Origin of the sequence: Streptomyces sp. CG4 (genome assembly GCF_041080655.1) — a bacterium.
GTDB lineage: Bacteria > Actinomycetota > Actinomycetes > Streptomycetales > Streptomycetaceae > Streptomyces.
The window spans coordinates 3,932,002-3,945,261 of record NZ_CP163525.1 but is presented as its reverse complement, the minus strand read 5'-3'; the positions used below and the strand labels follow the sequence as shown (position 1 = coordinate 3,945,261).

Annotated in this window: 14 protein-coding genes; 11 read left to right on the top strand and 3 right to left on the bottom strand. The window is 73.0% G+C overall.

Annotation, left to right across the window (positions count from 1 at the left end):
• Positions 1–69 precede the first annotated feature (69 nt).
• Positions 70–1,917, top strand: a complete 1,848-nt coding sequence (gene glmS / locus AB5L52_RS17790) for a glutamine--fructose-6-phosphate transaminase (isomerizing) (protein ID WP_351021614.1) — start codon at positions 70–72, stop codon at positions 1,915–1,917.
• Positions 1,918–1,968: 51 nt separating this feature from the next.
• On the opposite strand, the gene AB5L52_RS17785 is transcribed toward glmS, so the two are convergent.
• Both AB5L52_RS17785 and AB5L52_RS17780 read right to left on the bottom strand, forming a co-directional pair.
• Positions 1,969–2,334, bottom strand: coding sequence for a hypothetical protein (locus AB5L52_RS17785; RefSeq protein ID WP_369364976.1), 366 nt, complete (start codon positions 2,332–2,334; stop codon positions 1,969–1,971).
• Between the two features lie 127 nt (positions 2,335–2,461).
• On the bottom strand, positions 2,462–3,241 hold the full coding sequence (locus AB5L52_RS17780) for an SDR family NAD(P)-dependent oxidoreductase (protein ID WP_369364974.1): 780 nt from the start codon (positions 3,239–3,241) through the stop codon (positions 2,462–2,464).
• Between the two features lie 81 nt (positions 3,242–3,322).
• Between AB5L52_RS17780 and AB5L52_RS17775 the strand changes: the two genes are divergently transcribed.
• The 6 genes from AB5L52_RS17775 to tsaE all read left to right on the top strand — a co-directional run bounded on the left by AB5L52_RS17775 (position 3,323) and on the right by tsaE (position 9,599).
• Entirely contained in the window at positions 3,323–3,694 is a 372-nt protein-coding gene (locus AB5L52_RS17775) for a holo-ACP synthase (RefSeq protein ID WP_351021609.1), read from the top strand.
• 311 nt (positions 3,695–4,005) lie between these two features.
• Complete coding sequence (locus AB5L52_RS17770) at positions 4,006–5,460, top strand: NAD(P)H-hydrate dehydratase (RefSeq protein WP_369364972.1); 1,455 nt, start codon at positions 4,006–4,008, stop codon at positions 5,458–5,460.
• 145 nt (positions 5,461–5,605) lie between these two features.
• Positions 5,606–6,511, top strand: a complete 906-nt coding sequence (locus AB5L52_RS17765) for a L,D-transpeptidase family protein (RefSeq protein ID WP_351021605.1) — start codon at positions 5,606–5,608, stop codon at positions 6,509–6,511.
• A gap of 46 nt (positions 6,512–6,557) precedes the next feature.
• Positions 6,558–7,727 carry an alanine racemase gene (gene alr, locus AB5L52_RS17760; protein WP_351021603.1) on the top strand — a complete coding sequence of 390 codons (1,170 nt, stop codon included), beginning with the start codon at positions 6,558–6,560 and terminating at the stop codon, positions 7,725–7,727.
• A gap of 134 nt (positions 7,728–7,861) precedes the next feature.
• A complete protein-coding gene (locus AB5L52_RS17755; protein ID WP_351021601.1) occupies positions 7,862–9,121 on the top strand; it encodes an alpha/beta hydrolase in 1,260 nt (419 codons plus the stop codon).
• Positions 9,087–9,599, top strand: a complete 513-nt coding sequence (gene tsaE, locus AB5L52_RS17750; protein WP_351021599.1) for a tRNA (adenosine(37)-N6)-threonylcarbamoyltransferase complex ATPase subunit type 1 TsaE — start codon at positions 9,087–9,089, stop codon at positions 9,597–9,599. Before AB5L52_RS17755 ends, tsaE begins: the two co-directional genes overlap by 35 nt.
• A 351-nt stretch (positions 9,600–9,950) precedes the next feature.
• Here the strand turns inward: tsaE and AB5L52_RS17745 are convergent, their stop codons facing one another.
• On the bottom strand, positions 9,951–10,511 hold the full coding sequence (locus AB5L52_RS17745; RefSeq protein WP_369364970.1) for a hypothetical protein: 561 nt from the start codon (positions 10,509–10,511) through the stop codon (positions 9,951–9,953).
• Between the two features lie 123 nt (positions 10,512–10,634).
• Between AB5L52_RS17745 and tsaB the strand changes: the two genes are divergently transcribed.
• The 4 genes from tsaB to AB5L52_RS17725 are packed head-to-tail and all read left to right on the top strand — an operon-like array spanning position 10,635 to position 13,144.
• Complete coding sequence (gene tsaB, locus AB5L52_RS17740; protein WP_351021595.1) at positions 10,635–11,291, top strand: tRNA (adenosine(37)-N6)-threonylcarbamoyltransferase complex dimerization subunit type 1 TsaB; 657 nt, start codon at positions 10,635–10,637, stop codon at positions 11,289–11,291.
• An 8-nt stretch (positions 11,292–11,299) separates the two neighbouring features.
• Positions 11,300–11,812 (top strand): ribosomal protein S18-alanine N-acetyltransferase, encoded by a 513-nt coding sequence (rimI, locus tag AB5L52_RS17735; RefSeq protein WP_369368916.1) that lies wholly within the window; start codon positions 11,300–11,302, stop codon positions 11,810–11,812.
• Entirely contained in the window at positions 11,805–12,890 is a 1,086-nt protein-coding gene (tsaD, locus tag AB5L52_RS17730) for a tRNA (adenosine(37)-N6)-threonylcarbamoyltransferase complex transferase subunit TsaD (RefSeq protein ID WP_351021593.1), read from the top strand. Before rimI ends, tsaD begins: the two co-directional genes overlap by 8 nt.
• Complete coding sequence (locus AB5L52_RS17725) at positions 12,887–13,144, top strand: hypothetical protein (RefSeq protein WP_369364968.1); 258 nt, start codon at positions 12,887–12,889, stop codon at positions 13,142–13,144. Before tsaD ends, AB5L52_RS17725 begins: the two co-directional genes overlap by 4 nt.
• Positions 13,145–13,260: the final 116 nt, after the last annotated feature.

The window sequence follows — 13,260 nt, the reverse complement described above, 5'->3', positions numbered from 1 at the left end:
GGTGGGAATTTCCGAATCCGGGCAGACGGAAGCGTTTTCTGTCGCCTGATGGGCCGTAGGCTGCGGCTCATGTGCGGAATCGTGGGATACGTAGGGTCGCAGTCGGCGCTCGATGTCGTGATGGCCGGGCTGAAGCGACTGGAGTACCGGGGATACGACTCGGGGGGCGTCGCCGTCCTCGCCGACGGCGGACTGGCCGCGGCGAAGAAGGCCGGGAAACTCGTCAACCTGGAGAAGGAACTGGTCGAACGGCCGCTGCCGACGGGCGCGACCGGCATCGGACACACCCGATGGGCCACACACGGCGGCCCCACCGACGGCAACGCCCACCCGCATCTCGACAACGCGGGCCGGGTCGCCGTCGTACACAACGGCATCATCGAGAACTTCGCGGTCCTGCGGACCGAACTGGCCGAGCGCGGCCATGAGTTGACCTCGGAGACGGACACCGAGGTCGTCGCCCATCTGCTCGCCGAGGAGTTCTCGGCGACCGCCGACCTGGCGGAGGCCATGCGGCTGGTGTGCCGGCGGCTGGAGGGCGCGTTCACGCTGGTCGCGGTGCACGCCGACGAGCCGGACGTGGTCGTGGGCGCCCGCCGGAACTCGCCGCTCGTGGTGGGCGTGGGGGAGGGCGAGGCCTTCCTCGCCTCCGACGTCGCCGCGTTCATCGCCCACACCCGCTCGGCGATCGAACTGGGCCAGGACCAGGTCGTGGAGCTGCGCCGGGACGGTGTCACGGTGACCGGCTTCGACGGCCGCCCGGCCGAGGTCCGCAGCTACCACGTGGACTGGGACGCGTCGGCCGCCGAGAAGGGCGGCTACGACTACTTCATGCTCAAGGAGATCGCCGAGCAGCCCAAGGCGGTCGCCGACACGCTGCTGGGCCGTATCGACCCGTCCGGCTCCCTCACCCTGGACGAGGTGCGGATCGCCCCGTCCGAGCTGCGCGAGATCGACAAGGTCGTCATCGTCGCCTGCGGTACGGCCTTCCACGCCGGCCTGATCGCCAAGTACGCCATCGAGCACTGGACGCGCATCCCGTGCGAGGTGGAGCTGGCCAGCGAGTTCCGCTACCGGGACCCGATCCTGGACGGGCGCTCCCTGGTGATCGCCATCTCCCAGTCCGGCGAGACCATGGACACCCTGATGGCGCTGCGGCACGCCCGCGAGCAGGGCTCCAAGGTGCTGGCCATCTGCAACACCAACGGCTCGACGATTCCCCGTGAGTCGGACGCGGTGCTGTACACGCACGCGGGCCCGGAGGTCGCCGTCGCCTCCACCAAGGCGTTCATGACCCAGCTGGTGGCCTGCTATCTGGTGGCGCTGTATCTGGGCCAGGTGCGCGGCACCAAGTGGGGCGACGAGATCCAGGCCGTCATCAAGGACCTCGCCCGGATCTCGGAGGAGGTCGAGCGGGTCCTGGAGACGATGGAGCCGGTACGGGAGCTCGCGCGGACCCTGGCCGCGAAGAACACCGTGCTGTTCCTCGGCCGGCACGTGGGCTATCCGGTCGCCCTCGAAGGCGCCCTGAAGCTCAAGGAACTCGCCTATATGCACGCCGAGGGCTTCGCGGCGGGCGAGCTGAAGCACGGCCCGATCGCGCTGATCGAGGAGGACGTGCCGGTGGTGGTCGTCGTACCGTCGCCGCGCGGCCGCTCGGTCCTGCACGACAAGATCGTCTCCAACATCCAGGAGATCCGGGCCCGTGGGGCGCGCACGATCGTGATCGCGGAGGAGGGCGACGAGGCGGTCGTCCCCTACGCCGACCATCTGATCCGCATCCCGGCCACCCCGACCCTGCTGCAGCCGCTGGTGGCCACGGTCCCGCTGCAGGTCTTCGCCTGCGAGCTGGCCACCGCCCGGGGCAACGAGGTGGACCAGCCGCGGAACCTGGCGAAGTCGGTGACGGTGGAATGACGAAGAGGGGCGAACGGCAGCCTGCCGTTCGCCCCTTGACGGGTCGGGCCGTTACCAGCTGATGCAGGTCGCGGGGACCCAGCCGGTGCTCTTGTCACCGCCGTAGAGCCACATGGTGCTCGTCTTGCCGCAGGCCTTGTACGAGCCGCCCTTGTAGGCCTTGCCGGTGTTGCAGAGAGCGCCCTTCTTGCCCTTGGCCCAGATGCCGATGGCGGTGGCGGACGTCCTCGGCGCGGTGCGCACGTTGACGGTCTCCTTGGCCGGCACGTTGATGATGTACCTGCTGCAGTCCTGCGGCGGGTTGGCAGCGGCGGCGGTGCCGGCCGTGGCGGTGCCGGCGGTGGCGACGACGCCGGTGAGGGCCGTGCCGACGAGGGCCGCGGTGGTGAGCGCGCTGCCCAGGGACTTCAACTTCAAGGCGGTGTCCTCCCGTGGTGTGCGAGGGCGTCCGTCGGAAAACGGATCACCGGTCGCGGGTCGCGCGGAAGACTACGGGGGGCCTGAACTTGCCGCGATCTTGGGGTGGTCGTGGGCCGGTTTTTGCTCAGTGGACCGAGAAGCCCCCGTCGACGGGGATCGACTGGCCCGTGACATAGGCGGAGGCGCGGCTCGCGAGGAAGACGGCCGCGCCCTCGAAGTCCTCGGCGAGACCGTTGCGGCCGGTCATCGTGCGCGCGGCCAGCGCCGCCACCTTCTGGGGATCGCTGGACAGCCGCTGGTTGAGCGGGGTCATCACGAAGCCCGGCACCAGCGTGTTGACGGTGACGCCGTACGGCGACCAGGCCTCGGCCTGCGAGCGGGCCAGCGACTCCAGCGCGCCCTTGGAGACGCCGTAGGCCCCGCTCTGCACGAAGGCGCGGTGGGCCTGCTGGGAGGTGATGTGGATGATCCGGCCGTAGCCCCGCTCGGCCATGCCGGGCCCGAACCGCTGCCCCAGCAGGAACGGCGCCTGGAGGTTCACGGCCATGGTGGCGTCCCACACGTCCTCGCCCAGCTCGGCGAGCGGCGGCCGCAGGTTGATCCCGGCGGAGTTGACGAGGATGTCGGGCTCGCCGAAGACACCGGCCGCCTCCTCGGCCGCCGCGCGCACCCCGTCACGGGTGCCCAGATCGCCCGCGACCCAGGCGGCCCGGCAGCCGGCGTCGGTCAACTCGCCCACGGTTTCCGCCAGTTGCTCCTTGCCGCGGGCTACGACCACCACCCCCGCGCCGGCCCGCGCCAGCGCTCCGGTGATGGCCCGGCCGATGCCGGAGCTGCCTCCGGTCACCACGGCGACACGGCCGTCCAGCGAGAACAGTTCGGAGAGATAGGCCTGGGACGTCATGGACGGAGCGTAGACGGCACGTATGCGGCTCGGCAGGGGGTTTCGGCAGGTGGGACGGGGCGCGACCGTAGGCTTCCGGGCATGAGCATCATCGGAGTGGGGATCGACGTCGCCGAGATCGACCGCTTTCGCGCGTCGATGGAGCGGACACCCTCGATGGCCGAACGGCTGTTCGTGGAGCGGGAACTGCTGCTGCCCAGCGGGGAACGGCGCGGGATCGCCTCGCTCGCGGCCCGGTTCGCCGCCAAGGAGGCGCTGGCGAAGGCTCTGGGCGCGCCGCCCGGCCTGCACTGGACCGATGCCGAGGTCTACGTCGAGGACAGCGGCCGGCCCCGGCTCCGGGTGAAGGGCACCGTGGCCGCACGCGCCGCCGAACTGGGCGTGCGCTCCTGGCATGTCTCCCTCAGCCACGACGCGGGCGTCGCCTCGGCCGTGGTGGTCGCCGAGGGCTGAAGCCTAGGCCCTGTCGTCAAACTCCCGCCTGCCCGGCGACGCCTGGCACGCACTCCCCCAGAGGGGGCACCCCCAGCCGCGTTGCCGAAGCGCCCACGTGGCGCCTCCCCCACGCTCGAATTCGCTCGCGCGGGGGGACCCCCATCGAGGGCGCTCCGGCGCCTTGCGATCGCACGCCCCCCACGCTCGGCTTCGCTCGCGCGGGGGGACCCCCATCGCCGCCGCCGGGCCCGCCCTGCGGGCGGACGACGGGAGTCTGACGACAGGACCTGGGGTGTGGGCCGTGGGGGATCCGGGGCAGACTCGGTGGCATGCGTAGTGCGTACAGCGTGGAGACGGTGCGGGCGGCCGAACGGGCCCTGATGGCACGGCTGCCGGAGGGTGCGCTGATGCAGCGGGCCGCGGCGGGGCTGGCCGCCGCCTGCGCCGAGTTGCTCGGGCGGGTGTACGGCAGCCGGGTGGTGCTGCTCGTCGGCAGCGGCGACAACGGCGGGGACGCGCTGTACGCGGGGGCGCGGCTGGCGCGGCGGGGGGCCGGGGTCACGGCCGTACTGCTGGCGCCGGAGCGGGCGCATGCCGGGGGGCTCACCGCGCTGCGCAGGGCCGGGGGATCCGTCGCCGCGTCCGCGGCCGTCGACGAGCTGATCGAGCGGGCCGATCTCGTCGTGGACGGGATCGTCGGGATCGGCGGCAAGGGCGGGCTGCGGCCCGAGGCCGCGGCGCCGGCCGGGGTGGCCGAGCGGTCCCGGGCCGCCGTGGTGGCCGTGGACCTGCCCAGCGGGGTCGAGGCCGACACCGGGGAGGTACGGGGGGCCGCGATCCGGGCCGACCTCACGGTCACCTTCGGCACCTACAAACCCGGGCTGCTGATCGATCCGGCGCGCGCGTACGCCGGGGTCGTCCGGCTCGTCGACATCGGTCTCGAACTGCCCGCCGAGGGTGACCTGCAGGCCCTGCAACACGCGGACGTGGCACGGCTGTTGCCGGTGCCGGCCGCGGAGAGCGACAAGTACCGGCGCGGCGTCGTGGGCATCGCCGCCGGATCCGCGCGCTATCCGGGCGCCGCCGTACTCGCCGTCTCCGGGGCGCTGCGGGGCGGGGCGGGGGCCGTACGGTACGTCGGGCCCGCGGCGCAGGCGGTCATCGCCCGCTTCCCGGAGACCCTCGTGTCCGATCGGGGGCCGGCCAAGGCGGGGCGCGTACAGGCCTGGGTGGCCGGGCCGGGCGCCGGGGACGACGCGGCGACCGTGGCCGAGGTGCTGGACGCGGACGTGCCGGTGCTCCTCGACGCGGACGGGCTGCGGCTGGCCGAGCGGGACGCGGTGCGCGGGCGTACGGCGCCGACGCTGATGACCCCTCACGCCGGGGAGGCGGCCGCGCTGCTGGGGGTGCGCCGCGAGGAGGTCGAGGCGGCCCGGCTGGCCGCGGTGCGGGAGCTGGCGGCGGTGTACCGGGCGACGGTGCTGCTGAAGGGGTCCACGACGCTGGTCGCCGACGCGGGCGGCGGGCCCGTGCGGGTCAACGCCACGGGGACCTCCTGGCTGGCCACGGCCGGGAGCGGGGACGTGCTGTCGGGGCTCGCGGGGTCCTTGCTGGCGGCGGGGCTCTCCGCCCGGGACGCGGGCAGCGCGGCGGCGTACCTGCACGGCCTGGCCGGGCGCTTCGCGGCCGACGGCGCACCGGCGGGGGCGCATGACGTGGCGGCGCGGATTCCGGACGCGTGGCGGAACGTGCGGGACTGGGCCGGGGGCACTGCGGTTCCCTAGGGGGCGCGGGGCTCTGTTGATGTGCGGCTGCCGCCGCGCGGGCGCGACCGGCCCTGACGGCGCCGCAGGTGAACGACTGCACCCCTCGGGTGACCCTCCCGCGCGCCACCGCTGATCCGGCGGAGCCACCCCGTTGGCTGATTGCATGATCAGCAGACGAATCGCGTCCCGGGCGGTCACGGTGCTGCTCGCCACCGTGACAGCCCTCCCCGCGACCGCGCACACAGCGGCCGGCGCCCCCGCGCCGCCCGCCCCGGCCCCCGCCCCCGCCCTGGAACCCGACCTGGTCCCCGGAGTCGCCCTCGGGCCCGGTCAGCCCTGGCAGATCGACACGCCCGACCAGGCGCTGCCGCCGGACGTGTACACCCCGACCGAAGCCGAGGACGCCGTAGAGCCGAAGGACGCGGCTCCGGGGGCCTACGACCTCATCGAGTACGTGCCGCTCTCCGACGCCGTCGCCAAGGTGAGCTGCAGCAAGAAGACCGGGCCCTATCAGCGGCAGGTGGAGCGCTGGCTGAAGCTGAAGGCCGACGGGAAGCAGTCCGCCGGTGACTGCGAGGCGATCCGCGCCTTCCAGACCAAGCACAAGATCAAGCCCGCCAGCGGGTTCGCCGGGCCCGTCACCTGGTCGACCATGATGCTCATCGGGGCGAAGAAGGATCCGAACGCCGCCAAGAAGTGTCCCGTCCGCTCGTACAAGGTCGCCTGCGTCGATCTGGACCGCCAGCTCACCTGGGTGCAGCAGGACTCCAAGGTGGTGTTCGGGCCCGTCCCCATGCGCAGCGGGCGCACCGGGCATCTCACCCGCAAGGGCTGGCACACCGTCTACTGGCGGCACAAGAACCACGTGTCGACCCTGTACAACGAGCCCATGCCGTACGCCCAGTTCTTCGACGGCGGCGAGGCCTTCCATGCCGTCTACGGCAGCATCTACACCACCGTCGGCTCCTACGGCTGCGTCAACATGAAGCTCGGTGACGCGCGCAAACTGTGGGACGTACTGAAGACGGGCGACCACGTCTACGTATGGGGGAAGCGACCGGCTAGCTGAGACTGCGACCGGGGCCCGCGGGGCCCTCTGAGACACTGGGGGCGCGATGAGTGAGACTGCGACTGTGCCGACCGCCCCCCTGCGCGCCCGCGCCGAGATCGATCTCGGTGCCCTGCGGGCCAATGTGCGTGCCCTGCGTGCCCGGACGCCGGGCGCGGCCCTGATGGCCGTCGTCAAGTCCGACGGCTACGGCCACGGGGCCGTGCCGTGCGCCCGCGAGGCCCTCGCGGCGGGCGCGACCTGGCTCGGCACGGCCACGCCCGAGGAGGCGCTCGCCCTGCGCGCGGCCGGGCTGCCGGGCCCCGTCCTGTGCTGGCTGTGGGTGCCGGGCGGCCCCTGGCGGCAGGCGATCGAGGCCGATATCGACCTCTCCCTGAGCGGGATGTGGGCCCTGCGCGAGGCCGTCGCGGCCGCCCGCGAGGCCGGCCGCACCGCGCGGGTGCAGCTCAAGGCCGACACCGGGCTCGGCCGCAACGGCTGCCAGCCGGGGGACGACTGGGCCGAGCTGGTCGGGGAGGCCCTGCGGGCCGAGCGCGCCGGGCTCGTCCGCGTCACCGGCCTCTGGTCCCACTTCGCCTGCGCCGACGAGCCCGGGCACCCCTCCATCGCCGCCCAGCTGGCCCGGTTCCGGGAGATGACGGCGTACGCCGAGGAGCAGGGCGTGCGGCCCGAGGTGCGGCACATCGCCAACTCGCCCGCCACGCTCACCCTCCCCGAGACCCACTTCGACCTGGTCCGCACGGGCATCGCCATGTACGGCATCTCGCCCAGCCCCGAGCTGGGCACCCCCGCCGACTTCGGGCTGCGCCCGGTGATGACGCTCAGGGCCTCGCTCGCGCTGGTCAAACACGTCCAGGGCGGGCACGGCGTCAGCTACGGCCACCACTACGTCACGCCCGGCGAGACCACCCTCGGCCTGGTGCCGGTGGGCTACGCGGACGGCATCCCCCGGCACGCCTCCGGCACCGGCCCGGTGCTGGTCGACGGCAAGTGGCGCACGGTCGCCGGACGGGTCGCCATGGACCAGTTCGTGGTGGACCTCGGCGGGGACGAGCCCGCGGTGGGCAGCGAGGCCGTGCTGTTCGGGCCCGGCGACCGCGGTGAGCCCACCGCCGAGGACTGGGCGCAGGCCTGCGGCACGATCGCGTATGAAATCGTCACGCGCATCGGAACCCGGGTTCCTCGCGTCTATGTGAACGGGAAAGAACTCGGGTAAGCCGGTCGAGAGCGACCCGGCTCACCTGTGACACCCGTCGCAGACTTCACCTGTGACACCAGTTGCATGGGCACCATCGGTTCCATCGGTTTCACCACCCAGGCGAACTGCAGTACGGCGAAGAGGAGCGGTACGTGAGCGAGAGCAGTGCGGAGGCCGTGGCGGACGCCGTCGCCTCGGCGGCCGCCGCCTCGGCCGCGGGGGCGGCCGGGAGCTGGCGCAGGGCGACCGGCATCGCCGGTACCGCGATAGGCGTGCTCGCCGCGGGCGCGGCGGCCGGCGTCGCCATCGAGCGGATGACGGTGGGCCGGGGCATGCGCAGAAAGGCCCGGCTGGCGCTGGACTCCGCGGGCCCCTACGGCACGCTGCGCGGCACCCCGGGCAAGGCGCGGGCCGACGACGGCACCGAGCTGTACTACGAGGTCGACGAGGTCGAGCCCGACCCGGGCCCGAACGTCTCCCCGCGCAGGCGAAGGCTGTTCGGCCGCAAGGCCCCGGCCCCGGTCACCGTCGTCTTCAGCCACGGCTACTGCCTCAACCAGGACTCCTGGCACTTCCAGCGGGCGGCCCTGCGCGGGGTCGTGCGGACCGTGCACTGGGACCAGCGCAGCCACGGCCGGTCCGGGCGGGGCGTGGCCCAGACCCGGGACCGGGTGCCGCTCACCATCGACCAGCTCGGCCGCGATCTGAAGGCCGTCCTCGACGCCGCCGCACCGGACGGGCCGATCGTGCTGGTCGGGCACTCGATGGGCGGCATGACCATGATGGCCCTCGCCGCCCAGTACCCCGAGCTGATCCGGGACCGGGTCGTCGCCACCGCCTTCGTCGGTACGTCGTCCGGGCGGCTCGGCGAGGTCGACTTCGGGCTGCCGCTGGCCGGCGTCAACGCGGTGCGCCGGATCCTGCCGGGCGTGCTGAAGGCGCTCGGACAGCAGGCGGAACTGGTCGAGAAGGGGCGCCGGGCCACCGCCGATCTGTTCGCCGGGGTCATCAAGCGCTACTCGTTCGCCGGGCGGGACGTCGACCCGGCCGTGGAGCGGTTCGCCGAGCGGATGATCGAGTCCACGCCGATCGACGTGGTCGCCGAGTTCTACCCGGCCTTCACCGACCACGACAAGACCGAGGCGCTCCCCTCCTTCCGGGAGATGCCGGTGCTCGTGCTGGCCGGCGTCCAGGACCTGGTCACGCCCAGCGAGCACAGCGAGGTCATCGCCGACCTGCTGCCCGACGCCGAGCTGGTCCTCGTCCCGGACGCCGGGCACCTGGTGATGCTGGAGCATCCGGAAGCGGTCACCGACCGCCTCGCCGACCTGCTCACCCGCGCGGGCGCGGTGCCCGCAGGAGCTACGGTTAGTGGCTATGGAAGCACCAGCAGCACCGCACGACCCCGCTGAGACCCGGCTGACGATCACCTCGCCCGAGCAGATGCGGGAGCTGGGCCGCAGGCTGGCCAAGCTGCTGCGCGCGGGTGACCTGGTGATGCTCAGCGGTGAGCTGGGCGCCGGCAAGACCACGCTGACCCGCGGGCTCGGCGAGGGCCTCGGTGTGCGCGGCGCGGTCACCTCGCCGACCTTCGTGATCGCCCGGGTGCATCCCTCCCTCGGCGGCGGCCCGCCCCTCGTCCACGTCGACGCCTACCGCCTCGGCGGCGGCCTGGACGAGATGGAGGACCTGGACCTCGACGTCTCGCTGCCCGACTCGGTGATCGTCGTGGAGTGGGGCGAGGGCAAGGTCGAGGAACTGACCGAGGACCGCCTCCAGGTCGTCATCCACCGCGCGGTCGGGGACACCACGGACGAGGTACGGCACGTGACGCTGACCGGGCTGGGCACGCGCTGGGCCGAGGCCGGCCTGGACACGCTCGCCGCCTGAGCGCTGCCTCGGCATCAGGATTCCGACAGGCCGTCGGCAACTTATTGCGCAGGACGTCCCGGGCGTGGTCACATGGTACCCAGCCCGTAGTTAGGTGTGCCTAACTATGCCCGCCCCCGCACCACAGGAGGCGTCCATGCCCGCAACCGGCCCCACTGGTCCCACCGGCATCTCCATGCACGACCTGCTGGCGGCATGCGCGGCGGCGGAGGCGGTCTCCAGGCCGCCGCGGCCCGAGGAACGCCCCGAAGGGGCACCAGGGGCGGGGGGGACCGCGCGGCCAGCCGCAACGGACCCGCACACGGCCGACAACCTCTCATCGCATGCCTCACGGCACCCCCGAGCCGCCGCTTAGCGGATGACCATCACCCGCACCCCGATGGTCGCGAAGTCCCACATTGCCTCGCCGTCCACCCGCGTCTCCCGGATCCCCCCGGTCCGTACGTTCGGGTCGCCCGCGGGGCGCACCGGGCTGCTCACCGCCGCGCTGAAGCCGACCGCCAGCCCGTCCACCTCGGTGAACCGCACGACATGCTCGATGGGGACACCGTCGGTGCCGGTGATCGCGCTCGACCGGGACGTGACCCAGTACATGCCCGGCAGCGGGTCGACCGTGCCCGGGGCGACCTTGAAGGTGCGCTCCAGCTGGTTCCTGCGGTCGACCAGCCAGACCCGGTTGGCGCCCAGCGAATACACGACCCGTTCGCCCGTACCGGAGCCGCCCGGCAGGGCCGTCGAGCCGGGGTCGGAGCCGGGCGTGCCGGTGGCGGTCGTCGAGGGGGACGCGCTCGCCCCGGCCCTGCCGCCGAGGCTCGCCGGTACGGTCGCCTGGGCCTGGAAGGCGAGGAAGCCGACGGCTCCGAGGGCCACCGCGGTGAGGCCGGCCACGATCCCCGAGCTGGTCCCTGCCACGCGCGTCCACCTCTCCCTCGTATCGACTGATGCGATATGTCGTACTTCGTACAGACCGTAGCAGTCAGTGACCGTACGACCCGGACGGCGCTGCCCGAGCCGTGAGCGCCGTAGGCTGTTCGCGTGCTCTTGCTCGCTCTGGATACCGCCACCCCCGCCGTCACCGTCGCGCTGCACGACGGCACGGACGTCATCGCCTCGTCGAGTCAGGTGGACGCGCGCCGGCACGGAGAGCTGCTGCTGCCGGCCGTGGACCGTGTGCTCGCCGAGGCCGGGCTCGGACTGGACGCCGTCACCGGCATCGTCGTCGGCACCGGACCCGGCCCCTACACCGGCCTGCGCGTCGGCCTGATGACGGCCGACACCTTCGGCCTCGCGCTGGGCGTCCCGGTGCACGGCGTGTGCACACTTGACGGCCTCGCCTATGCCGCCGACATCGAGAAGGGCCCCTTCGTCGTGGCGACCGACGCCCGGCGCAAGGAGGTCTACTGGGCGACGTACGCCGACTCCCGCACCCGGCTGACCGACCCCGCCGTGGACCGGCCGGCCGACATCGCCGAGCGGGTCGCGGGCCTCCCGGCGGTCGGCGCGGGCGCGCTGCTCTACCCGGACACGTTCCCGAACGTCCACGAGCCCGAGCACGTCTCCGCCGCCGCCCTCGCCTCGCTCGCCGCGGAGCGGCTGGCCGCGGGTGCGGAGCTGCCGGAGCCGAGACCGCTGTACCTGCGCCGGCCCGACGCCCAGGTCCCCAAGAACTACAAGGTGGTCACCCCGAAGTGACCGTGCGAATGCGCGAGATGCGCTGGTGGGACATCGACCCGGTCCTGGAGCTGGAGAAGGACCTGTTCCCCGAGGACGCCTGGTCGCGGGGCATGTTCTGGTCCGAACTGGCCCACGCCCGGGGCGCCGAGGCGACCCGGCGCTATCTGGTCGCCGAGCGGGAGGGCCGGATCGTCGGGTACGCGGGCCTCGCCTCCTCCGGCGACCAGGCCGATGTGCAGACCATCGCCGTCGCCCGCGACCTCCAGGGCACCGGCCTCGGCGGCCGGCTGCTGGAAGAGCTGCTGCGCGCGGCCACCGCGTTCGAGTGCCACGAGGTGCTGCTGGAGTGCCGGGTCGACAACGTCCGCGCCCAGAAGCTCTACGAACGCTACGGCTTCGAGCCCATCGGCTTCCGCCGCGGCTACTACCAGCCGGGCAACGTGGATGCGCTCGTGATGCGCCTGATCACCAGCCAAGCCCCCGAAGAAGCAACCTCAGAAGCAACCTCAGAAGCAACCGAAGAGAAGAACCATGGCTGACGAACCCCTCGTCCTCGGCATCGAGACCTCCTGCGACGAGACCGGCGTCGGCATCGTCCGCGGCACCACCCTGCTGGCGGACGCCGTCGCCTCCAGCGTCGACGAGCACGCCCGCTTCGGCGGTGTCGTCCCGGAGGTGGCCTCCCGCGCCCACCTGGAGGCGATGGTCCCCACCATCGACCGCGCGCTGAAGGAGGCGGGCGTCTCCGCCAAGGACCTCGACGGCATCGCGGTCACCGCCGGTCCCGGTCTCGCGGGCGCCCTCCTCGTCGGTGTCTCGGCGGCCAAGGCCTACGCCTACGCCCTCGGCAAGCCCCTGTACGGCGTCAACCACCTCGCCTCGCACATCTGCGTCGACCAGTTGGAGCACGGCCCGCTGCCCGAGCCGACGATGGCCCTGCTGGTGTCCGGCGGCCACTCGTCGCTGCTGCTGTCCACGGACATCACCTCCGACGTCCGGCCGATGGGCTCGACCATCGACGACGCGGCCGGCGAGGCCTTCGACAAGATCGCCCGCGTGCTGAACCTGGGCTTCCCCGGCGGCCCGGTCATCGACCGCTACGCCCGCGAGGGCGACCCGGCGGCGATCGCCTTCCCGCGCGGCCTGACCGGCCCGCGCGACCCGGTCTACGACTTCTCCTTCTCCGGTCTGAAGACGGCCGTGGCCCGCTGGATCGAGGCCAGGCGCGCGGCCGGCGAGGAGGTCCCGGTCCGCGATGTGGCCGCGTCCTTCCAGGAGGCCGTCGTCGACGTGCTGACCCGCAAGGCCGTCCGCGCCTGCAAGGACGAGGGCGTCGACCACCTGATGATCGGCGGCGGTGTCGCGGCCAACTCCCGGCTGCGCGCCCTCGCCCAGGAGCGCTGCGAGGCGGCCGGCATCCGCCTGCGGGTCCCGCGCCCCAAGCTGTGCACGGACAACGGCGCGATGGTGGCCGCCCTCGGCGCCGAGATGGTCGCCCGCAACCGGGCCGCCTCCGGCTGGGACCTGTCCGCCGACTCCTCCCTGCCGGTCACCGACCCGCATGTGCCGGCCCACGACCATGTGCACGAGGTCAGCAAGGAGAACCTGTACTCGTGACCGTCGCGCTGATGTGGGAGGCCCGGGCGGTCGTCGGCCGGGGTGCGGAGCTGCTCGCCTGGGCGCGGGAACAGCCGCTGGCCGCCGAGCCGTTGCGGCGCGAGACCTTCCGGGCGCCGCAGGACCGGGTGCTGGTCATCACGTGGTGGGACGCGTCGTACGAGGCCGAGCTTCCCGAACTGCCGGAGCCCGACGGTGAGTTGGTGACCCGGGCCGTGCACCGCTGGCGGTTCGAGACGGTGGCGGACGGCTGAGGTTTGGCGGCCCCGGCTCGACTGGGCTATGATCATCACACAGCGAACGGCCGGAACCGGGAAACCGGAAACCGCCCCGGACGCAGTGCGTTGGTGGTCCAAGGAAAGACGTCCCG